Annotated in this window: 21 protein-coding genes; 10 read left to right on the top strand and 11 right to left on the bottom strand. The window is 59.2% G+C overall.

The features are described from left to right. Nucleotides 1-2: 2 nt before the first annotated feature. Nucleotides 3-890 (bottom strand): proline iminopeptidase-family hydrolase, encoded by an 888-nt coding sequence (locus A7K61_RS06060; RefSeq protein ID WP_003189751.1) that lies wholly within the window; start codon nt 888-890, stop codon nt 3-5. 183 nt (nt 891-1,073) lie between these two features. On the opposite strand from A7K61_RS06060, the gene A7K61_RS06055 reads away from it, so the two are divergent. Together A7K61_RS06055 and A7K61_RS06050 are read left to right on the top strand one after the other, a co-directional pair. Next, a complete protein-coding gene (locus A7K61_RS06055; RefSeq protein WP_044272951.1) occupies nt 1,074-1,838 on the top strand; it encodes a LuxR family transcriptional regulator in 765 nt (254 codons plus the stop codon). A gap of 95 nt (nt 1,839-1,933) precedes the next feature. Then, nucleotides 1,934-2,866, top strand: coding sequence for a proline iminopeptidase-family hydrolase (locus A7K61_RS06050; RefSeq protein ID WP_069557158.1), 933 nt, complete (start codon nt 1,934-1,936; stop codon nt 2,864-2,866). A gap of 96 nt (nt 2,867-2,962) precedes the next feature. Here A7K61_RS06050 and A7K61_RS06045 read toward each other — a convergent pair whose 3' ends face one another. Beyond that, complete coding sequence (locus A7K61_RS06045) at nt 2,963-4,465, bottom strand: nucleobase:cation symporter-2 family protein (protein WP_044272949.1); 1,503 nt, start codon at nt 4,463-4,465, stop codon at nt 2,963-2,965. 157 nt (nt 4,466-4,622) lie between these two features. Between A7K61_RS06045 and A7K61_RS06040 the strand changes: the two genes are divergently transcribed. After that, complete coding sequence (locus A7K61_RS06040; protein WP_047710354.1) at nt 4,623-5,456, top strand: nucleoside-binding outer membrane protein; 834 nt, start codon at nt 4,623-4,625, stop codon at nt 5,454-5,456. A gap of 133 nt (nt 5,457-5,589) precedes the next feature. On the opposite strand, the gene punC is transcribed toward A7K61_RS06040, so the two are convergent. Next, a complete protein-coding gene (punC, locus tag A7K61_RS06035; RefSeq protein ID WP_069557157.1) occupies nt 5,590-6,774 on the bottom strand; it encodes a purine nucleoside transporter PunC in 1,185 nt (394 codons plus the stop codon). A gap of 122 nt (nt 6,775-6,896) precedes the next feature. Here punC and punR point away from each other — a divergent pair, with 122 nt between their 5' ends. Next, a complete protein-coding gene (gene punR, locus A7K61_RS06030) occupies nt 6,897-7,811 on the top strand; it encodes a DNA-binding transcriptional activator PunR (protein WP_069557156.1) in 915 nt (304 codons plus the stop codon). Nucleotides 7,812-7,933: 122 nt separating this feature from the next. Here the strand turns inward: punR and A7K61_RS06025 are convergent, their stop codons facing one another. After that, nucleotides 7,934-9,103 carry an aspartate aminotransferase family protein gene (locus A7K61_RS06025; RefSeq protein WP_044272944.1) on the bottom strand — a complete coding sequence of 390 codons (1,170 nt, stop codon included), beginning with the start codon at nt 9,101-9,103 and terminating at the stop codon, nt 7,934-7,936. Nucleotides 9,104-9,205: 102 nt separating this feature from the next. On the opposite strand from A7K61_RS06025, the gene A7K61_RS06020 reads away from it, so the two are divergent. Then, on the top strand, nt 9,206-10,111 hold the full coding sequence (locus A7K61_RS06020) for a LysR family transcriptional regulator (protein WP_047710350.1): 906 nt from the start codon (nt 9,206-9,208) through the stop codon (nt 10,109-10,111). Here the strand turns inward: A7K61_RS06020 and A7K61_RS06015 are convergent. Both A7K61_RS06015 and fabV read right to left on the bottom strand, forming a co-directional pair. Next, nucleotides 10,108-10,731, bottom strand: coding sequence for an HAD family phosphatase (locus tag A7K61_RS06015; protein ID WP_047710349.1), 624 nt, complete (start codon nt 10,729-10,731; stop codon nt 10,108-10,110). The genes A7K61_RS06020 and A7K61_RS06015 overlap by 4 nt on opposite strands. 258 nt (nt 10,732-10,989) lie before the next feature. Then, nucleotides 10,990-12,183 carry an enoyl-ACP reductase FabV gene (gene fabV, locus A7K61_RS06010; RefSeq protein ID WP_003189732.1) on the bottom strand — a complete coding sequence of 398 codons (1,194 nt, stop codon included), beginning with the start codon at nt 12,181-12,183 and terminating at the stop codon, nt 10,990-10,992. A 276-nt stretch (nt 12,184-12,459) separates the two neighbouring features. Here fabV and A7K61_RS06005 point away from each other — a divergent pair, with 276 nt between their 5' ends. The 4 genes from A7K61_RS06005 (at nt 12,460) to A7K61_RS05990 (ending at nt 15,632) form a co-directional block, all read left to right on the top strand. After that, a complete protein-coding gene (locus tag A7K61_RS06005) occupies nt 12,460-13,284 on the top strand; it encodes an aspartyl/asparaginyl beta-hydroxylase domain-containing protein (protein ID WP_056791828.1) in 825 nt (274 codons plus the stop codon). Between the two features lie 148 nt (nt 13,285-13,432). Continuing rightward, complete coding sequence (gene ppnN / locus A7K61_RS06000; RefSeq protein WP_032892811.1) at nt 13,433-14,806, top strand: nucleotide 5'-monophosphate nucleosidase PpnN; 1,374 nt, start codon at nt 13,433-13,435, stop codon at nt 14,804-14,806. 176 nt (nt 14,807-14,982) lie between these two features. Then, entirely contained in the window at nt 14,983-15,240 is a 258-nt protein-coding gene (locus tag A7K61_RS05995) for an AbrB/MazE/SpoVT family DNA-binding domain-containing protein (protein WP_032892812.1), read from the top strand. Further along, nucleotides 15,237-15,632 (top strand): PIN domain-containing protein, encoded by a 396-nt coding sequence (locus A7K61_RS05990; protein ID WP_044272939.1) that lies wholly within the window; start codon nt 15,237-15,239, stop codon nt 15,630-15,632. The genes A7K61_RS05995 and A7K61_RS05990 overlap by 4 nt, the downstream gene beginning before the upstream one ends. A 135-nt stretch (nt 15,633-15,767) precedes the next feature. On the opposite strand, the gene A7K61_RS05985 is transcribed toward A7K61_RS05990, so the two are convergent. The 4 genes from A7K61_RS05985 to A7K61_RS05970 form a co-directional block, all read right to left on the bottom strand. Beyond that, nucleotides 15,768-16,097, bottom strand: coding sequence for a YXWGXW repeat-containing protein (locus tag A7K61_RS05985; protein ID WP_069557155.1), 330 nt, complete (start codon nt 16,095-16,097; stop codon nt 15,768-15,770). 130 nt (nt 16,098-16,227) lie between these two features. Continuing rightward, the gene (locus A7K61_RS05980) at nt 16,228-17,133 is read right to left on the bottom strand and encodes a DMT family transporter (protein ID WP_069557154.1); all 906 of its coding nucleotides are present in this window, start codon (nt 17,131-17,133) and stop codon (nt 16,228-16,230) included. After that, on the bottom strand, nt 17,130-18,113 hold the full coding sequence (locus A7K61_RS05975; protein WP_069557153.1) for a hypothetical protein: 984 nt from the start codon (nt 18,111-18,113) through the stop codon (nt 17,130-17,132). Before A7K61_RS05975 ends, A7K61_RS05980 begins: the two co-directional genes overlap by 4 nt. A 14-nt stretch (nt 18,114-18,127) precedes the next feature. Next, a complete protein-coding gene (locus A7K61_RS05970; protein ID WP_044272934.1) occupies nt 18,128-19,123 on the bottom strand; it encodes a hypothetical protein in 996 nt (331 codons plus the stop codon). A gap of 127 nt (nt 19,124-19,250) precedes the next feature. On the opposite strand from A7K61_RS05970, the gene A7K61_RS05965 reads away from it, so the two are divergent. Continuing rightward, nucleotides 19,251-20,099, top strand: coding sequence for a LysR substrate-binding domain-containing protein (locus A7K61_RS05965; RefSeq protein WP_044272932.1), 849 nt, complete (start codon nt 19,251-19,253; stop codon nt 20,097-20,099). 60 nt (nt 20,100-20,159) lie between these two features. On the opposite strand, the gene mqo is transcribed toward A7K61_RS05965, so the two are convergent. After that, a complete protein-coding gene (gene mqo / locus A7K61_RS05960) occupies nt 20,160-21,806 on the bottom strand; it encodes a malate dehydrogenase (quinone) (RefSeq protein WP_034135222.1) in 1,647 nt (548 codons plus the stop codon). Between the last annotated feature and the right edge of the window lie 125 nt (nt 21,807-21,931).

The following is a 21,931-nucleotide window of genomic DNA, read 5'->3' as shown; positions in this document are numbered from 1 at the left end:
CGTCAGCCTCGGTGGCGAGCGAGGAAGTCCAGCAGCACCGGGAAGTACGCCTGCGGCTCCTCGTAAAACGGCATATGACTGCTGTTGGGGAACACATGCAACTCGGCATGGGGCGCCGCGAGTTTCATGCGCATCGCACAGGCGGGGGTAAGTTCGTCGTGCTGGCCGGTGGTGATCAGGATCGGCATCGTGAACTCGGCCATTTCCTTGAGACGGTTCCAGTCTTTGAGGTTGCCGATATAGAGGAACTCGTTGGGGCCTTGCATGGTTTCGTAAGGCCCCATGTTCCAGTCGCCCAGGGAGCGCTTGACCGGCTCCGGCCATTCGTCGAGGCGGCACACGTGGCGGTAGTTGAGCAAGGTGATGGCGGCCTGGTACTGCGGGTGGTCGAGGGTGCCCATGGCTTCGTGGCGTTGCATCATGGCCACGGTTTCGCTGCCCAGGGCGCCGCGCAGGCGTTCCAGCTCCTGGGACAGGTGGGGAATGTCGCCGACGGTGTTTTCCAGGATCAGGCTTTTGAGCGCACCGGGATAATGCACGGCATATTCGATGCCCAGCCAACCGCCCCAGGAATGCCCGAGCAAATGCACGCGGCCCAGGCCCAGCGCCTGGCGCACGGTCTCGACTTCTTCGACATAACGGCGGATTTCCCACAGTGCGGCATCGGTCGGTCTGGCTGATGCGCCTGTGCCAAGCTGGTCGAATGCAACCACTCGCAGGTTATGTGCTTTGAGCCAGCCATGGGCGTCACGCAGATAGTCACACGGCAGGCCCGGCCCGCCGTTGAGACACAGCAGCACCTCATCGCCTTCGCCAAAGCTGTAGACCACGAGGTTATGGCCGTCGACTTGCACGTTGTACTGCTGGTCGGGGGCAATTTCACGCCACATGCATACATTCCTTGTGTTGTATCGGCCTGGCGGGTAGCGGCCGTTTATCAGGTCAACACTACCGAGGATGCCGTGCGTCCATAACCTAGTATTTCTTATAGGTTTGGCCTGGCAGTCCTTCGCCGGGGCGTGGCATTCTACTTGCAGCAAGTCGAGATTCAAATGAATTCGGGAGCAGAACGGATGCTGGCCAAGCTGACCGCCTTCAATAATCGTCTCATACCGGGCAGGAGCCTGGATGAACAGATGGACAATGCGTTTATCCTTGCCCAACAACTGGGCTTCGATGCGCTGGTGTATGACTACAGCCCGGTGCCCATCGACCTCAATGGCACACTGATCACCCCCTCGCTGTTGCAACTGCGCAACACGCCGGCCGACTGGCACGCCTTATGGTGCAGCGAAGGGTTTTACCAGATCGACCCGGTGCAACACCTGGCACTGAGTTCGGTATCACCGTTTGTCTGGTCCTATGAGGCCAAGACCGAGACGGCCCTGCAAAAGATCATCGACCCCTGCCACGCCCCCGTTTCCTCCTACCTGCATGAACGCCAACTCACCTGCGGCGTCAGTGTGCCGATTCATCTGCCCAAGGGCGGTTTTGCCTCGCTCACCGGCTTACGCACCGGCAAGGCGCGCACGGTATTGAAGGACGCCCAACATACGCTGGCCGATTTCAGCCTGATTACCCATGCCCTCCAGGAAGCGGCGTACCCGCTGTTCAGCAAGGAGATGCGGGCTTATCCGCACATCCGCCTGACCAAGCGCGAGCGCGAATGCCTGAAATGGGCGGCTGAAGGCCTAACCGCCGCTGAAATCGCCACGCAATTGAGCCGCTCCCTGGCGGTGGTGACCCTGCACCTGGCCTCGGCGATGCACAAACTGGGGGCCAAAAACCGTGTCCAGGCGGTGGTTCGCGCCACCCATTACCGCTTGCTGGAAGGTTGAGCTTTGGGCAAAAACCTATCTGTTTTGCTAGTTACCTAAACTTTTTGTTCAGACTATCGTAACCCTGATCCTTTTTTTTCAGAGCAGGGTACGAAATGGAATTCATCGAAAAAGTTCGCGAAGGCTACGCGCCCTTTGGCGCCTATCAGACCTGGTATCGCGTCACGGGTGACCTGAGTACAGGCCGCACGCCCTTGGTGATCATCCATGGCGGCCCGGGTTGCACCCACGATTACGTCGACGCCTTCAAAGACGTCGCCGCCAGCGGCCACGCGGTGATTCACTACGACCAGTTGGGCAACGGCCGCTCCACGCACTTGCCGGAAAAAGACCCGTCGTTCTGGACCATCGGCCTGTTCCTCGACGAGTTGAACAACCTGCTGGACCACCTGCAAATCAGCGAGAACTACGCGATCCTCGGGCAATCCTGGGGCGGCATGCTCGGCAGCGAACACGCGATCTTGCAACCCAAGGGCCTGCGCGCGTTTATTCCTGCCAACTCGCCCACCTGCATGCGTACCTGGGTCAGCGAAGCCAACCGCCTGCGCAAGCTGTTGCCTGAAGGCGTGCACGAAACCCTGCTCAAGCACGAGCAGGCCGGCACCTACCAAGACCCGGAATACCTGGCGGCCTCACGGATTTTCTATGACCAGCACGTGTGCCGGGTCAACCCGTGGCCCGAAGAAGTGGCACGCACCTTCGCCCAGGTGGATACCGACCCGACGGTGTACCACGCCATGAGCGGCCCGACCGAATTCCACGTGATCGGCAGCTTGAAGGACTGGAACGTGATCGGTCGCCTGTCAGCGATCAAGGTGCCAACCCTGGTGATTTCCGGCCGGCACGACGAAGCCACACCGTTGGTGGTCAAGCCGTTCCTGGATGAGATAGAGAACGTGCGCTGGGCACTGTTTGAAGACTCCAGCCACATGCCCCACGTGGAAGAACGCCAGGCGTGCATGGGGACAGTGGTGAAGTTTCTGGATGAGGCGTGTTCGTTGCCGCACAAAGCCCTCAAGGCCGGCTGAATCCCCGTGGGAGCTGGCTTGCCTGCGATAACACCGGTGAATTCACCATCGCTATCGCAGGCAAGCCAGCTCCCACAGGGTATACGGCGTCGCTCGCTAAACCTCGCTGGTCTCAGGCTTGGATGTTTTCCTCAAGGTATCCGCTACCAGAGGAATTTCCTTGCCCTCTGCATCAAACAACTTCCCGCCCCGGTAGTAATCCCCATCGCGCAACGCGGCCACGTCGCGAAAGCACAAGCTGCGCTCAGTCCCCGCCACGAACACTGACTGCTGGTCGGAGTTGCCGGCGGTGAAGTGGTTGAACGCCAGGTTCAGCAGAATCGCCATGATCGCCGACGAGCTGATGCCCGAGTGGAAGATGGTCGCGAACCAGCTTGGAAACTGATCGTAGAAGCTCGGCGCGGCGATGGGGATCATGCCGAAGCCGATGGACGTGGCGACGATGATCAGGTTCATGTTGTTGCGGTAATCCACCTTGGACAGCGTGCGAATCCCGCTGGCCGCCACCGTGCCGAACAACACAATCCCGGCGCCACCCAACACAGAGGTGGGCACGGCCGCGATCACCCGGCCCATGAATGGCAGCAGGCCGAGCACTACTAGGAATACCCCGCCAGTGGCCACCACAAACCGACTCTTGACCCCGGTCACCGCCACCAGGCCGACGTTCTGGGCGAATGCGCTCTGGGTAAACGAACCGAAGATCGGCGCGAACATGCTCGACAGCATGTCGGCACGCAAGCCGTTGCCCAGGCGCTTGGAGTCGACCTTGGTATCGATGATCTCGCCCACCGCCAGGATGTCCGCCGAGGTTTCCACCAGCGTCACCATCACCACGATGCACATGGAAATAATCGCCGCTACATGGAAGGTGGGCATGCCGAAGTGAAACGGCGTGGGGAAACCGAACATCGGCCCCTGCATCACACCGGAGAAGTCCGCCATGCCGAGCAGCACCGCGATCACCGTGCCAATCACCATCGCCAGCAGGATCGACAAGCGAGAGATGGTTGCGCTGCCGATTTTGCTCAGCAGCAGCACCAGCACCAGGGTCAGGGCGGCCAGGCCGATGTTGGACATGCTGCCAAAATCTGCCGCCCGGCTGTTGCCACCCATGGCCCAGCGCGCCGCTACAGGCATCAGGGTCAGGCCGATAGTGGTAATCACAATGCCCGTCACCAGCGGCGGAAAAAACTTGGTGATCCTTGAGAACACCGGGGTAATCAACAAACCGATAAAGGACGCGGCCATCACCGCCCCGAGAATCGCTGGCACACCACCGGCACCGTCGCTGCCGACAATCGCCACCATGGTCGCCACACCCGCGAACGACACGCCCTGCACCAGCGGCAACTGACAGCCGAAGAACGGCAGGCCCAGGGTTTGCAAAAGCGTGGCCAGGCCACCGGCAAACAGCGATGCAGCGATCAGCAGACCGATATCCGCCGGCGACAACCCGGCGGCCTGGCCGACGATCAACGGCACGGCGACGATGCCGCCATACATGGTGAGCACATGCTGCAGGCCGTAAGCCATGTTGGCGGCGACGCCCAGATTTTCATCTTCGGGCCGCTGCGGTGACGCCTTCGGGATAGTCATGGTGAGGGGTTCTCTGTTTTTGTTGTGCGCTCACTGTATGCAATGTTCAGACTGTATGTCCATAGAGTTGTATACAATCAATCGAACAAGATACCCTCCAACGGCGTTACAAAAACAATCCGGCCGTCACGAGCCAGAACGCCAAAGGACAAAAAGAATGAAAAAGGCACTACAGGGCGCAACCGTCGCACTAACCCTTCTCGGCGGCGGGGAGGCTGTTGCGGTGGAGTGGATGAACAACAGCGTCGGGTTTCGCTACGGGCAGCACTTCACCAACCCGAACAACCCCGACGACTTCAGCAAGCGCATCTACAGTTTTACCCACGCCAGCGGCTACCGTTACGGCAGCAATTTCCTCAACCTCGATGTGTTCCTGTCCGACAGCAGCGACCCGCGCAAGGGCACCGACCACGGTGGCAGCGAGGTGTACGCCGTGTACCGGCATCAGCTGTACGCCTCACGCGTGTTCGACCTGCCGCCAGGCACGGGGCTGATCAAGGATTACGCGCTGACCCTGGGCTTCGACGCCAACCGCAACAACAACTTCGCTTCCGCCAAGAAGCGCGCCCTGGTGATTGGCCCCACGTTGAAGTTCAACACTGTGGGCGTACTGGACCTGAGCCTGATGTATTACAAGGAAAAGAACCACACCGGCATTCCCGGCGCGCAGGAGTCGAACCACACCTTCGACGACACCTACATGCTCAATCTGACGTGGATGCGACCGTTCGAAATCGGTAACCATGCGGCGAAATTTCAGGGGTTCATTAACTACGTCGGAGAGAAAGGCGAGGATTACCATGGCCGCGATACCGCAGCGGAAGCGCTGATGCGTACAGCGCTGATGGTGGCGGTGCGACCGGGTAAAAGCGTCAAGCCGAACTTGTACCTGGGGGTGGGGTATGAGTACTGGCATAACAAATTCGGCGTGGACGGCGGCCGTGGTAGCCGCACCTCGACGCCGACGTTGAACATGGAAGTCACGTTCTAACCACTGATGAAACCGACTCCAAATGTGGGAGCGGGCTTGCTCGCGAATACGGTGTGTCAGCCGGCACATTCGGTACTGACACACCGTATTCGCGAGCAAGCCCGCTCCCACATTTTTTGACCGAGTTATCAGCTCAGGCGCTTGCCAACTCTGAAGAATTGCCCTTCGGCCGTGCCAGCCAATACCCCAACACCGCCAGCGGCGCGGTCGCCAGCATCACAATCACCGTGATCAACAGCGGCTGTTCGATCATCGACGACACCAGCAGGCTGGCCAGGAAGCACAGGCCCAACTGCAGGGTATTTTGCAGGGCCGCCGCCTTGCCGGAGTTTTCTGCAAAGGGCATCAGCGCATTCGCCACCACAATCGGGTAGCTGGCGCCGTTGCACAGCGCCATCAGGCAGAACGGGATCAACAAGGTGGTCAGGGTCGGCACGCTCAAGGTGGCCACCAGGTACAACGCCACCATGCTCAAGCAGTAGGCGACCAGCAACCACGGCAGCAGGGTTTTACCCGGCAAGCGCTGCAAGGCGCTGCGGCAACTGTAGCCGCCGATGAGAAACGCCAGGGTCGGCAGTACGTAGCTGAGGCCGATGTCATTGGGGCTGTAGCCCATGCCACCGAGGATGAACGGCGAGGCCGTCAGCCAAGCGAAGAAGCTGGCCGAACAGGCGGCGAAGATCATCACATTGCCGGTAAACACCCGCGAGGTGAGCAATTGCCCATAGCCCAGGCGCACCGGGCTGCCCTTGTGCTCCAGACGCTTGGGCATGTTGCGCAAGAACAGGGTCGGCACCAGCAGCAACAACGACACCACCAGCAACACGCCGAAGATCGCCTGCCAACCAAAGTGATTCAGCACCATGGCCCCCAACAGCGGTGCCAGGGCCGGGGACAGTGACATCAACGGCATGATGCTGGCGAAGACGCGGTGGGCCTTGTCGGCCGGGTAGCGGTCAATCACCAGCGCCTGCCAGCTCACAGCGGCGGCACATACGCCAATCGCTTGCATAAAGCGCAGGGCCAACAGCTGCGGCGCGGTTTCGACCCAGAACATGCCCAGGCAACCGAGCACAAACAGGCTCAGGCCCGCGAGCAGAATGGGCTTGCGCCCCAGGCGGTCCGAGAGCGGCCCCCACAGCAACTGCCCCAGCGCAAAGCCTGCGAGGAAAATACTCAAGCTGGCGCCCACCGCGCCAGTACCAATATTCAACTGCTCGCCCATGGCGCCAAACGCCGGCAAGTACATGTCCATGGCCAGATAACCGAGCATGCTCAGCCCCGCCAGGTACCAGGTAAAACCAAAAGAATTTTTCATCGAAGCCTTGTAAATACTGCCATCAAACTATTTGCTGACTGGCGCCCATTATGAAGCTGACAATATCTGTGTGAAGCGATAATAATTGGACACTCTCATCAATAATTTTGAAGGCAGCACCTATGTGGTCGGAATATTCCCTGGATGTGGTCGACGCCGTCGCCCGTCACGGCAGCTTCAGCGCCGCTGCCCAGGAACTGCACCGCGTCCCCTCGGCCATCAGTTACACCGTGCGCCAGCTCGAAGAATGGCTGGCCGTGCCGCTGTTTGTGCGCCGGCATCGCGACGTGGAACTGACCCCCGCCGGGCGTTTATTCATCGACGAAGCCCGCGGCGTGATGAAAAAAATGCTCGGCACCCGACGCCTGTGCCAACAGGTGGCCAATGGTTGGAGCGGCCAATTGAAAGTGGCGGTGGACTCCATCGTCAAACCTCAGCGCTGCCGGCAGTTGGTGCTCGACTTTTATCGGCAGTTTCCCGAAGTGGAATTGCTGCTCGAATACGAGGTGTACAACGGCGTGTGGGATGCGCTGGCGGATGAACGCACCGACATCGTGATCGGCGCCACCAGCGCGGTGCCGGTGGCCAGCCACTTCAGCTTCCGCGACATGGGCCTGTTGAACTGGCTGTGCGTGGTCAGCGCCCGGCATCCGCTGACGGCGGTGCAAGGTTTGCTCAGTGATGACCAACTGCGCCCCTTTGCCTCGCTGTGCATGACCGACACCTCCCGCAACCTGCCCAAGCGCGACACCTGGACCCTGGATAACCAGCGCCGCCTGGTGGTGCCCAACTGGGCGTCGGCCCTGGATTGCCTGCGCGATGGGTTGTGTGTGGGCATGGCGCCGGCCCATCAGGTGTTGCCGTGGGTGGAGCGCGGGGAGTTGGTGGCGCTGCAGTTGAGCCGGCCATTTCCGGCCAGCCCGTCGTGTGTGGCGTGGGCGCAGAACAAGCTGTCGCCCGCCATGGCGTGGTTGCTGGAGTACCTGGGAGATACGGAGACCATGAACCAGGAATGGCTGAATGGTGGTGATCTCTAAAGGTATACAGGCTCCCCTGTGGGAGCGGGCTTGCTCGCGAATGCGGTGTATCAGCCAATGCATCTGCAAGCTGATACACCGCATTCGCGAGCAAGCCCGCTCCCACATTTTCTAATCGTATTTCAGTCCAGTAGGCGGGTGATGGCCCGTACGATCATCTCCACCTCCTTGCGCTCCAACGTCAGCGGCGGCAACAGCCGAATGATCTTGCCCCGCGTGACGTTGATCAACAGCCCATGCTCCTGCGCCGCCCGTTGGGCCAGGTCGCGGTAAGGGCTGGCCAGCTCAATGCCGATCATCAAGCCCCTGCCACGAATCGCCCGCACGTGGGGATGTTCCTCCAACTCCATGCGCAAGCGCGCCAGCAAGTGTTCGCCCTGGCGTGCGGCATTTTCGAGCAAGCCTTGCTCCTGGATAATCTCCAGCACCGTACACCCGACGCGACACGCCAGCGGGTTGCCGCCAAAGGTGCTGCCATGGCTGCCTGGGGTGAACAGCTGCGCGACGGCGGCGCGGGCCAGGCAGGCGCCGATGGGCACGCCATTGCCGAGGCCTTTGGCCAGAGTCATCACGTCTGGCACGATGCCTTCGTGCTGGAAGGCAAACCAGGTGCCGGTGCGCCCGATGCCGGTCTGGATTTCGTCGAGCATCATCAACCAGCCGTGGCGTGTGCAGTGCTCGCGCAGGGCTTTGAGGTAACCCGACGGCGCCACCAACACACCACTTTCGCCCTGGATCGGTTCAAGCAACACCGCCGCAATGCGCGTGCCGAACTGTGCGGTGAGCGCCGCCAGAGCCGCCATGTCGCCAAAGCCAACCTTGATGAAGTCGCCAGGCAGGCGCTGGAACCCCAGGCGCACCGAAGGCCCGTCGCTGGCGGCCATGGTGCCCAGTGTGCGGCCGTGGAAGGCGTTCTCCATCACCACCACCAACGGCTGTTCGATGCCTTTTTTCCAACCGTGCAAACGCGCCAGTTTCAGCGCCGTCTCGTTGGCTTCGGCGCCGGAATTGTTGAAGAACGCGCGGTCCAGCCCGGACAGTTGGGCCAGGCGCCGGGCCAATTGTTGTTGCCAGTCGATGCTGTAGAGGTTGGAGGTGTGCAGCAGCAAGCCGGCCTGTTCGCTGATGGCGGCCACTAACCTTGGGTGGGAATGGCCGACATTGGTCACCGCCACGCCGGCCACGGCGTCCAGGTATTCGCGGCCTTGCTGGTCCCATAGGCGCGTGCCCAGGCCGCGGCTGAAGCTCAGGGCCAGGGGTTGATAAGTGCTCATCAGGCAGGCGGCGGTCATGGTGGCGGCTCCAGTGCATCGTTGGGGTGGATCCAGTATGGTTAACCACCCTCGCTGGATAAACGTAGAATCGCTGCAATAACTTTAAACCAGGGCTTGATAATGGACCTGTTCCAGGCAATGTCGGTGTACGTGAAAGTCGTCGAAACCGGCAGCATGACCGCCGCCGCGCAGGAATGCGGGATCTCGACCACCATGGTGGGCAACCATCTGCGAGCGCTGGAGCAACGGCTTGGCGTCAGCCTGCTCAAACGCACCACGCGCAAACAGAACCTCACCGAATTTGGCGGGCAGTATTATCAGCGCTGCCTGGAAGTGCTGGGGCTGGTGGCCGACTCCGAGCTACTGGCCGAGCAGGTCCACAGCGAAACCCCCAAAGGCAGCCTGCGCATCACCGCGCCGCCGGTGTTCGGCACTGAACGCCTGGTGCCGGCCTTGAGTGAGTTTTCCCAGCGCTACCCCCTTATCGACCTGTACGTGGTGATGAGCAATGAACGCATGGACCTGGTCGACAGCGGTTTTGACGTGGCGATCCGTCTCGGCGAACTGGAAAGCTCCAGCCTGATCGCCCGGCCCCTGCAGGCCTACACCCTCACCCTTTGCGCCTCCCCTGCCTACCTGGCGCGACGCGGCACGCCGCAAACCCCGGCCGACCTGCAGCAGCATGACTGCCTGGCGTTTGCCTACCCCGCCAACGACAACTGGCGCGACACCGACAAACTCTGGCGCATGACAGGCGATGAAGGTGAGGTGCAGGTGCCGGTAGCTGGCTCATTGACCATCAACAGCTCCCAAGGCTTGCGCCAAGCCGCCATCAACGGCATGGGCATCACCATGCTGGCCGATGCCCTGGTGCAACCGGACCTTGCGAGCGGCAAGCTGGTGGCCTTGCTGACCCCCTATAAACTGCCCAGCCGCCCGATGCACCTGATGTATCGCCAGGACCGCTACCGCCTGCCCAAGCTGCGGGCGTTCGTCGACTTTGTGATGGAGAAATGGGCGCGCTAGAACGCCACGCCCAACTCACGCAAGCGCGTGGCGGTGCGCTCGGCCGATACGTGGTGAATGCCCTGCCAGCCCAATGCGATGGCGGCCTCGATATTGCCGGCGACGTCGTCGATGAACACCACTTCACTGGCCTGGATGTCTGGCAAGTGTTCACGCACCTGACTGAGGCTGGCGTGGTAGATCGCCGGGTCAGGCTTGATCAGCTTCACCTCGCCGGACACCAGAATATTGCGAAAACGCGTCAGGAACGGGTAGTTGGCCCGGGCGTAAGGGAAGGTTTCAGCCGACCAGTTGGTGAGCCCGAACAGCGGCATATCAACCTGGTGCAACGCTTCGAGAATCGCCACGCCCTCGGGTAATTCAGCCCGCAGCATTTCGGGCCAGCGCTCGTAATAAGCCTGGATCAGGGCCTTGTGTTCGGGGTATTGGGCAATCAGGGTGCGGGTGGCTTCGGCCAGGGAGCGACCGGCATCTTGCTCGGTGTTCCAGTCTTGCGTGCAGATGGTGTCGAGGAACCACTGGCGCTCGACGTCATCGGCAATCAGCTTGCGGTACAGGTGCTGCGGGCTCCAGTCGAACAGGACACCGCCGAAATCAAAAACTACTGCACGAATCGTCATCAGATCCTCCGTTAGCGTGGCTTGATAGCAGCTGGAGTCTGACAGATCTACAAGAGGGAGGCGCGCGGCGGGGCGTAAGAAGTGTCTGAAAAGACAGGTGGGAGGAGGCACGGCCTAATTGAGCGAACGCAATGCTTAAAGCAACGAAGATCAAATGTGGGAGCGGGCTTGCCTGCGAAAGCGGTAGTACAGCCTCAGATGCTGCGACTGACACACCGCCTTCGCGGGCAAGCCCGCTCCCACATTTTTTACCGCGTTTTAAGCTTGGATCAGGCCGTTGATTTTGACGGTCGGGTTCACATCCGCGTCGTAATCCACGCCGTCGACTTCAAAGCCGAACAAGCGCAGGAATTCAGCCTTGTAACCAGCAAAATCGCTGATCTCGTTGACGTTGTCGTCGGTCACCTGGTTCCACAGTGCGGCCACGGCGTCCTGGACTTTCGGTTCCAGCTCGGCCAGGTCGGCACGCAGGCGGCCATCGGCGTCGAGCTTCGGCTGGCTGCCGTACAGGCTGTCTTTGAACAGGCCGTAGACCTGCTCGATGCAGCCTTCGTGGGTGCCCTGCTCTTTCATCACCTTGAACAGCAGCGACAGGTACAGCGGCATGATCGGGATCGCCGAGCTGGCCTGGGTGACCACGGCCTTGAGCACCGACACGCGGGCGTCGCCCTTGAGCGCAGCGAGGTTTTCGCGCAGGGTCAAAACTTTCTTGTCCAAGTCTTTCTTGGCTTCGCCAATGGAGCCGTTCCAATAGATGTCCTGGGTCAGCTTCTCACCCAAGTAGGTGAACGCGGTGGTCTTGGCGCCTTCGGCCAATACATCGGCGTCACGCAGGGCGTCGATCCACAGCTGCCAGTCTTCGCCGCCCATGACCTTCACGGTACCGTCGATTTCTTCCTGGGTCGCAGGCTCAAGCGTGGTGTCGACCACTACGCCCTTGTCGGTGTTGATACCGCGCAGGGTCACGGCCTTGCCGATTGGCTTGAGAGTGGAATTATGCACCACGCCTTGCGGGTCGGTACGGCGTGGCGCGGCCAGGCTGTAGACCACCAGGTCGATCTTGCCCAGGTCTTTCTTGATGGTCTCGATGGTCAGGCGCTTGATCTCGTCGGAGAACGCGTCGCCGTTGATGCTCTTGGCGTACAGGCCTTTTTCCACGGCAAACTTCTCGAACGCCGCGCTGTTGTACCAGCCGGCGGAGCTCAGCTTGCCTTCTTCGCCTTCTTTCTCAAAAAACACGCCCAGGGTGTCGGCGCCGCAGCCAAACGCAGCACTGATGCGCGCGGCCAGGCCGTAGCCGGTGGAGGCACCGAGGACCAGTACCTTTTTAGGGCCGCCTTCGATGACGCCGTTTTTGGTTACGTAGTCGATCTGCTCTTTGACGTTCGCTTCACAGCCAACAGGGTGAGCGGTCACACAGATAAAGCCACGAACCCGCGGTTTGATGATCATAAAAATTTCTGCCTCTTCCAAGGTGCCGAAGGCCAATAGTGGCCATTCAACTTCAATCGTACCGGTCTATGACGCCTGAAAAACCGAAGCGTCACGATAGTCGCAAATCTTCTGTTCTCAAAATTCAATCCACAAAACGTCGGAGCCTGCACGGCAACGGTTACAAATTGTGCAGCGGCTTCACAATTTCACCCTATTAAAAAACGCCTGCGAGCCTCATAAACCCCTATGATGACGATATTGTTTCAATATATTTCGGCTTTGGAGCCTCGTTTCATGAGCAAAAATGCTGTCGGCAAAAAGCTGGTGTCCCTGGCCTGGGTGCTCGGCGTTCTGCTGTTGATCTACTGTTTCCCGCGCAGTTGCCTGGTGTTTCTGCTGTTGGTGGTGTGCTGCGGCGTTTATGACTTCCTGCGTAACGGCCTGTACGACCGCGACACCATCAAGAAGTATTTTATCGGCAACGGCCGTAATACCTGGGTGCTGGCACCGTTCAACACCCTGCTCGACCTGCTCAGCAGCCGCAACCGACATGTCTACACCCTGAACGACCTGCCACCAGCCTGGCGCGAAGACCTGCAACAGGTGATCGACGACGCCATGGCTCGCAAGGATGAAATCATCAGCTACCTGGACGAGCGCATGGCCGAGAAGAAACGCGGCATGTTGTTCTTCCAGTGGTACGGTCGCCCGATCGAAACCACGCTGGATATCCCGCAACTGCGCAAGAAACTGCCGTTCGTGAAAACCATCGGCGTCTCGGTGTTCAACGAGAACCGCTCGACGTCGTTCCACTTCGGCCCCCTGCGCATGATGTTCCGTGTGCTCTACAACATGGCGCCGGCACCGCACCATGAGGGCGTGTATATCCAGGTGGGCAAGCACAAGCACTACTGGCACGACGACCCGCTGTTTATCTTCGATGACACGCTGATGCACGCGTCCTTCAACAAGAACGACGCCAAACGCTACTGCCTGTTCATTGATATTGTGCGCCCGACCTTGCTGCCCTCGGTGCTCAACGCCGTGATCGCAGGGTTTGCCGGCCTGGTCTTTACCCTGCGTCGGGTTTTCTACAAAAACTGGAAGCTGATTCAGTAAGTTCTGCGGCATGATGGTGTTGGACGGCATTTGCGCTCGGCCTTGCGCCTGAGGTAAATATCCGTCTCGTGCGACCTTAAGTGGCGCTCACCTTTCTCAAGCCATCGCCCCCAAGCGGGCGCGGTGGCTATGCTTTCAAGGAATTAGAATGCCCCAACGTCAAGTCATCAATGCCTCTGTCAGCCCCAAGGGCAGCCTCGAAACCCTGTCCCAGCGTGAAGTGCAGCAACTGAGCGAAGCCGGTACCGGCAGCATCTACACCCTGTTCCGCCAATGCGCCCTGGCGATTCTCAACACCGGCGCGCATATCGACAACGCCAAGACCATCCTCGACGCCTACAAAGACTTTGAAGTACGCATTCACCAGCAGGACCGCGGCGTACGCCTGGAACTGCTCAACGCCCCGGCCGATGCCTTTGTCGATGGCGAGATGATCGCCAGCACCCGCGAAATGCTGTTCAGCGCCCTGCGCGACATCGTCTACACCGAGAACGAGCTGGACAGCCAGCGTATCGACCTGAGCAACTCCCAAGGCATCACCGACTACGTGTTCCACCTGCTGCGCAACGCCCGTACGCTGCGCCCGGGTGTGGAGCCCAAGATCGTGGTGTGCTGGGGCGGCCATTCGATCAACACCGAAGAATACAAATACACCAAGAAAGTCGGGCACGAACTGGGCTTGCGCAGCCTCGATGTGTGCACCGGTTGCGGCCCCGGCGTGATGAAAGGCCCGATGAAGGGCGCGACCATTTCCCACGCCAAGCAACGCATCACCAATGGCCGTTACCTGGGCTTGACCGAGCCAGGCATCATCGCCGCCGAAGCGCCGAACCCCATCGTCAACGAGCTGGTGATTTTGCCGGACATCGAAAAACGCCTGGAAGCCTTCGTGCGTGTCGGTCACGGTATCATCATCTTCCCCGGCGGCGCCGGCACGGCCGAGGAGTTCCTGTACCTGCTGGGCATCCTCATGCATCCCGACAACCGCGACCTGCCGTTCCCGGTGGTGCTCACCGGGCCCAAACATGCCGCGCCTTATCTGGAACAATTGCACGCGTTCGTCGGCGCCACCCTGGGCGAAGCGGCGCAGAAGCATTACCAGATCATCATCGACGACCCGGCTGAAGTGGCCCGCCAGATGACCACCGGCCTCAAGGCGGTGAAGCAGTTCCGCCGCGAGCGTAACGACGCGTTCCACTTCAACTGGCTGCTGAAGATCGACGAAGGCTTCCAGCGCCCATTCGACCCCACCCACGAAAACATGGCCAGCCTGCAACTCAACCACGCGCTGCCGGCCCATGAACTGGCGGCCAACCTGCGCCGGGCGTTCTCCGGGATTGTGGCGGGTAACGTCAAGGACAAGGGCATTCGCCTGATCGAAGAAAACGGCCCGTATGAGATTCACGGTGACCCGGCCATCATGAAACCGCTGGATGAGCTGCTGAAGGCCTTCGTGGCCCAGCACCGCATGAAGTTGCCAGGCGGCGCGGCGTATGTACCGTGCTATCGCGTGGTGCAATGAGCTAGCGGCGGTCGGTCATAGTTTGTATCCGTTTGGGGCATGGCTCGGCGTGTGAGGTTCAAGAGTTCGGACTAGGGTTTTACTATTCCTTCCAACTCACCCACCTCAGCGAGCGACCTATGGACCAACGGATATTGTCCTCTGTCATTCCTTACCCTAAGTTAAGGAGTATCACGATGGAGATCTTCACTATGGCCACCGCCACACTCACTTCAAAAGGGCAAATCACCATCCCTGTCCAGGTCAGGACGGCCCTGGGCCTGGAAACAGGCGACCGGGTGGAATTCGTTGAAATGGAAGACGGCAAGTTTTCCATGATTGCCGCAAGCAAAACCGTCAAGGACCTCAAGGGTCTGATCCGCAAGCCTGCCCATGCCGTGTCTATCGAAGACATGAACCGCGCCATCGCGGCCCAGGGAGCAACAGCTGGATGATTGGCCTGGATACCAACGTACTGGTGCGTTACGTGACCCAGGACGACCCGGTTCAATCCGCTAAAGCATCCCAACTGGTCGAATCGCTCACCGCCGCCTCGCCAGGCTTTGTCAGCCTGGTGACACTTACGGAGTTGGTGTGGGTGTTGCAGTCCTGTTACCAGTCGGCCAAAGGCGACGTGGTAATGGTGCTGGAAACCTTGTTGCACACGCGAGAGCTGACCGTCGAGCACGCCGATATCATCTGGCAGGCACTGCGCAAGTTCACCGCAGGCAAAGCCGACTTTGCCGACTGCCTGGTTGAACGCTGTGGTCATGCGGCGGGCTGCGAGTACACCGCCACCTTTGATCTGAACGCGGCCAAGGCAGCGGGGATGAAACGGCTCGGCTAGCCCGCTTTTTTGTGTAGGAGCGAGCTTGCTCGCGAAAAACTCACAGGCACCGCGTGCAACCTGAATGCCCGCGTAACCGTTGACGTTTTTCGCGAGCAAGCTCGCTCCTACAGAGGAAAGGGTGAGGAGGTTTGGTCAGCGTATCCAGCCACCGACCTGCCAATGGTAGCCATCACTACGCTGCACCCAGTGCGGATGCACGTAGCGATAGCCCTGGCGCACCGGCTCCCAATGGCCGTGCACCGCTACGTAACGCCCGCCTTCCCAACGCCAATAACCGCGTGACCAGATATACCCCTCGCGTACCGCCGGTTCGACTTCGATCACCTGCACCGGTGGCGGCTGCGGCGCCACCACATCAACATACTCATGCTGTACCGGCCTGCGCTCATGCACCACACGCTCTTGTACACACCCAGACGCTGCCACCACCATGGCGGCCAATGCTGCATAACGTAGCAACATACAAAACCCTCGGGCGCGAACGCCCAACACCTGCACTGGTAAAAATCCCCCCTTGTTACAGCCGCGCTCCTGCTTGGCCCTGGGTACTTTTTAACAGGCGGTGTCTGTCAGATTGCTGAACCTGCAAGCCTCAGGAAGTACAGGCGACAGTCGGTCGCTTCAGGCGCACCAGTACCAGCCCCGCCACGACTACGGCAACGCCCGCGTAAGTGGATGCATGAATCACATCGCCAAACATCAACGCCGCCCACACCAGAGTCACCGGCGGCTCCAGGTACACCAGCGCCGCCACATGCGTTGCAGTCATCACCCGCAGCAGCATCCACAGGCTCATGTAGGCGAGGAAAGTGGAGAATACGGTCAGCCACACAATCGAGATCAGTACGTTGGTGTCATGGGGAATACTCAGGGTGTCGGTGTAGATCACGGCCACGGTAAAACCTATCAAGGTCAACAGCGACTGGATAAACAGCGGCAACACCAACCCGCTGTCCTGGCTCTGCACCGAGCGACGCTCGTACAAGGTCGCCAGCGTTAACCCAAGTGCCGACACCAGAGGCAGCAGATACATGACCAGCCCGACACGCTGCCCGCCACCGCCATACTGCCCAGCAATTACAATCGACACACCGACAAAGCCGATCATCAAGCCCAACCACTGCCAGCCTCCACTGCGCTCGGACGCCATGCCCGTCGACAATGCCGCGGTCATCAACGGCTGCAACGCCGCAATGATCGCCGCGATGCCAGGCGGCAGACCGTTCTGGATCGCCACGTAGAGGCAACTCAAATACAGGAACTGCGACAGGAACCCGACAACCGCGTGATGACGGATCTGCTGCCAGGAAACCCTCAGCAACCGTCTGTTCAAAAACAGCGCCAGGCATAACGAAACCAACAAAAAACGCCAGAACAAAAGGTTGAAGGCTCCAGCACTCTGCGCGCCTAACTTGGCACCTATAAAGCCGGAACTCCAAGACAGGACAAAGACAACCTGAAGCAGTAACAACCGCGTGTAGCCGATACGAGCCGTCATCGTGCCCCCTGCAACTGCAACGGCACGAGTTCGCCAAACGTGATGGGGTCAATCCCCAAACGCCGATATTGCTCGCTGGCGGGTCGCACCAGGTCACGCTTGAGCTGGAACCACGGATTGATGGTACGCAGCACGCCATCGTCGGATGCCAAGTGCCAGAACTTATTGACATCCGCCTGACTGTAAGGACAGTGAAACGACAACACCAACGACATGCGCCGGCCTTGAGTGAGTGGGCGCACGCCATGAAACACTCGACTGCCGTAGATATACACCGCATCGCCACTGGCTTTCACACCACAGCTTCGCACGTTGTCATTGAGGCTTGCGACATCAAAGCGCTCCACAGGGCCCTCAAAATAAACGAACTCTCCACCTTCGTACTCGCTGGGCTCAGACAGCATTATGTTCAGCACAAAGCTGGTTCCATCGGTATGCCACATACCGATCTGTGCCCTATCGTGCGGAGCCTGGGGCGGGTAGAAGTAATTGACCTGGGAACGGGCGCGCAAGAAAGGGTGCGGAACCAGCGGCACACCTGCAATTTTTGACACCGCCAGCAGGAACGCCCGACTGTCCATCATCTCCCGGATAAGTGTCGATGACCGCGTTGCCGCACGGGTACGGTTAGAGATAATCCAGTCGCTGGTGCTGGACCCCGCCTCCAGCTGATAACACGCTCGCCTCAACGCGGCGATGCCCTGCTCACTGAACAGCCCCGAGACCTGGGCCACGGCCGTCAATTGCTCGGGCTGGGCCATCGCCAGTGGCGACCTCATGTACCCCAGGTTCGCTAAGCTGCGATGACCTGTGAGGCATGGGCCATCACTGCGCAAAAAACTGTCACTCCAGTGTTGCAACGTGTCGAGCAGGGCCCCGGGATGCTTACATCGGGATGCGGGAACCAGTGATGCTTGCAGGGCTGACTTCAGGCGTGCAGCCCCTTGTGCGAATACGGGTAGCTCACTTTGCTGTTTCATCGTGACTTCCTCCCTCAATTGGCTATACCGTGATCCATTCGGTACTCCGATAACTGGTAGAGAACGCTGCCGTCGCCGCTGCAAAACTCACCTATGACGCGACATCCGCCGTAGTCTTGACGCACACGGCTAAATTGCTGGCGGGTATACTTCAAGCACACATTGGTCAACAAATAACCTTCATCTTGACCACTGAGAACAGGAAGCAAGGTCGCCGCTACGCGATACCAGTCATCATCGACTTCAATGTCTGAAACGATCACCTCATGCTCGCTGCCCACCTGGTCAAAACCGAGCTTCAACCCCACCAGTTCAGAAAAGCGAGTCATGCAGTGATGCCGATAAAAGCGATGGATATGCTCATCATCATTGGGGATGGACAGCTGCATTTCTGACAAGACGTAGGTCCGAGCCCCACCGATCCGGCGAATGATTTGACCGATCGTTTCAGGTAGTTCGTTGCCTTCCTGAAACCCCAGCATCGTGACTAATGTCACATCCTGGCCACACTCAATATCGCCCCGGCACAACGCGCGAAAATCGGTGGCCAGGTAACGAAACTTCTCAGGGGCCACCAGCAGTGGTTCCACCGCCCGACGCATTACGTCATGTGAGGCTCGGTTGATATCGACCGCCGTGTAATGGACCGCTTGTACCCCGTTCTCAAGCAGATGATGAAGCAGCGCGGACGTCTTGATCGGCTCTGGTCCCAATTCGACGTAATGCAAACGGTCCTGACCTACCAGATCGACCAAATCATTGGCTACGGCGCGTAAAATCTCACTTAATGCACCATTGCCACAGGGTGCCGCACAGAGGTCAACTCGGTTCACACCCTCCAGATTCAACGAGGTCATCAAGCCCAGGATTTCTTCACTGACCTGTCGATCTCGGTCCTTGATATCGGTGGATGTCGATGCGTACTTTTCGGCATTTTCAATCGTCCAGATCGGGACGTCATATCCATGGTTGTCTTTTAGCGAAGACGCTACCAGCTCATTGATATCCATACATGGGCTCCTTTTCTTATTGTCAGGCGCCAACGCACATACGCACCTGTTTGACCCAAAGCCTAGTCAGGGCGCATGATTTTGTATATTTGAATAATCTGCACAACTAATCCCAAAAAGAAGAATCATGAGCAAGCAACTCAATATCGATCTGCTGCGAACCTTTCATGCGGTCGCCCGCTTCCGTCGCTTCAATGAAGCAGCGAGCCATGTGCATCGGAGCGCTTCGACCGTTACGACGCAGATTCAAAAGCTGGAAGACTTAGTCGGCCAACGCCTGTTCAGCCGGAGTAACCAAGGTGTTGAGCTGACGATGTATGGCAAGAAACTACTCAGCGAAACCACCGACTTTCTCAAGAGCCACGACCGCTTACTGGCCTCCTTAACCCCCCAGCGCATGCAAGGAAGGATTCGCCTGGGGCTTCCCGATTCTTATGCGCCGGCTTTCATGCGCGACTTCCTGCCGCAGCTTATCGCTGACAATCCCTTGCTTGAGTTGGAAATAGAAGCCAGATCCAGTGGCGAACTGTTCACCATGTTCAGCCGGGAACAGATTGATTTGGCATTGATCGTCAGTGCTCAGCCGTTGGAGCAAGGAGAACAGTTGGGTTCGATACAGCCTGTATGGGTTGTTTCCGACCAATTCAAAACACCCGAACAGGCGCCGCTACCCATCGCAGTGCAATTGACCGGTTGCCCCTATCGAGCCTCAGCGATACGAGCGCTGAAAGAGCATGGAGCCTACTATCGAGTCCTGCTGGAAAGTGCCAGTTCTACTGCGGTAGAAGCCGCAGTGTTCTGCGGATTGGCCGTTGGACTGATTGAAGAAAGTCGAATAACCGTTGGGTTGACTCAAAATATCCCCGGCGTTCGCCTACCTGAATTGCCGCGCCACCACATCTACTTGTTGTCCGATAGCGCAAACCATTTGGCGCTTCATCTGCATGAACAACTCAAAAAGGGGTTCACCCTCTGAATACACACAAAAAAGCCCGCTGACCGTCACCGGTTCAGCGGGCTTTTTCGTGGGTGTGGCTTACAGCGCCAGGTCAGAAACCGGCTTGCTTGGCTCAGCCGCAGGCTTGGCAGCCTCGGTGGCCTGTGGAGCAGCCAGCTGCGGGATCGCAGGTGGCGGGGTCAGTTGCAGGATACCGGCGGTGTAGGCCCATTCCTTGGCAACCGCTTCAGGGCTGTCGTTCAGCTTGGTGCCGTAGCTTGGCACGATCTGGTGCAGTTTTTCCTGCCAGGCCGGGCTGGCTACTTTGTCCTTGAACACCTTTTGCAGCACGGTCAGCATGATCGGAGCCGCGGTGGACGCACCTGGCGATGCACCCAACAGGCCGGCGATGGTGTTGTCGGCAGAGCTGACCACTTCGGTACCCAGCTTCAGCACGCCGCCTTGCTCTTCGTCACGCTTGATGATCTGCACACGCTGACCGGCTTGCCACAGGCGCCAGTCGGACTGCTTGGCGTTCGGGAAGTACTCTTGCAGCGCCTTGAAGCGGTCGTCATCGGACAGCATCAGTTGGCCGGCGAGGTACTCGACCAGTGGGTATTCACGAATACCCACTTTGGTCATAGGCCAGATGTTGTGGGTGGTGGTGCTGGTCAGCAGGTCCAGGTACGAGCCTTCCTTCAGGAACTTGGTCGAGAAGGTCGCGAATGGGCCAAACAGAATCACGCGCTTGCCATCCAGCACACGGGTGTCCAGGTGCGGAACCGACATCGGAGGCGAACCTACCGAGGCCTTACCGTAGGCCTTGGCCAGGTGCTGCTCAGCGATGGTCGGGTTCTCGGTCACCAGGAACGAACCACCGACTGGGAAGCCTGCGTATTCCTTGCCTTCAGGAATGCCCGACTTCTGCAGCAGGTGCAGGGCACCGCCGCCGGCGCCGATGAACACGAACTTGGCGTCGGTTTCAGTCTTGGTGCCGTCTTTGAGGTTTTTGTAGCTCACACGCCACGAACCGTCGGCGTTCTTGGTGATGTCCTGCACTTCGCTCGACAGTTTCAAGTCAAACTTCGGCGTGGTTTGCAGGTGAGCGACGAACTGGCGGGTGATCTCGCCGAAGTTCACGTCGGTGCCGATCGGGCTCCAGGTGGCCGCGATTTTCTGGTTGGGGTCACGCCCTTCCATCATCAGCGGAACCCACTTGGCGATTTGCGCCGGGTCTTCGGAATACTGCATGCCAGCGAACAGCGGGCTGGCCTTCAGGGCTTCGTAGCGTTTTTTCAGGAACTTGATGTTGTCATCGCCCCACACAAAGCTCATGTGCGGAGTGGAGTTGATGAACGAACGAGGGTTCTTCAACACGCCCTGCTGAACCTGCCAGGACCAGAACTGACGGGAGATCTGGAACGCTTCGTTGATCTCGACCGCTTTCGGGATCTCAACGTTGCCGTTCTTGTCTTCCGGGGTGTAGTTCAGCTCAGCCAGGGCCGAGTGACCGGTACCGGCGTTGTTCCAGCCGTTGGAGCTTTCTTCGGCCACGCCATCGAGGCGCTCGACCATCTCCATGGACCAGTCCGGTTCCAGCTCATTGAGCCAGACACCCAGGGTCGCACTCATGATGCCGCCGCCGATCAGCAGCACATCGACTTTCTTTGCCTCTTCCGCGTGAACGGACGTGATCCCCATCGACAAAGCCAGCCCCAGCAGGGCAGTGTTTACTTTTTTAAACATCAGTAGCACCTATGATAAAACGCCATCCGCCCTACCGCCCCTGATCATGAGTAACCCTCGTTCACGCTACGTCAGGCAACGTACCGCGGGGTCTGCACAGTCACATAAAGGCTGCAGGGTGGGCA

Source organism: Pseudomonas sp. AP42 (assembly GCF_001728935.1).
GTDB lineage: Bacteria > Pseudomonadota > Gammaproteobacteria > Pseudomonadales > Pseudomonadaceae > Aquipseudomonas > Aquipseudomonas lactis.
The sequence above is the reverse complement of the archived record's forward strand: the minus strand, read 5'-3'. Positions and strand labels throughout refer to the sequence as shown.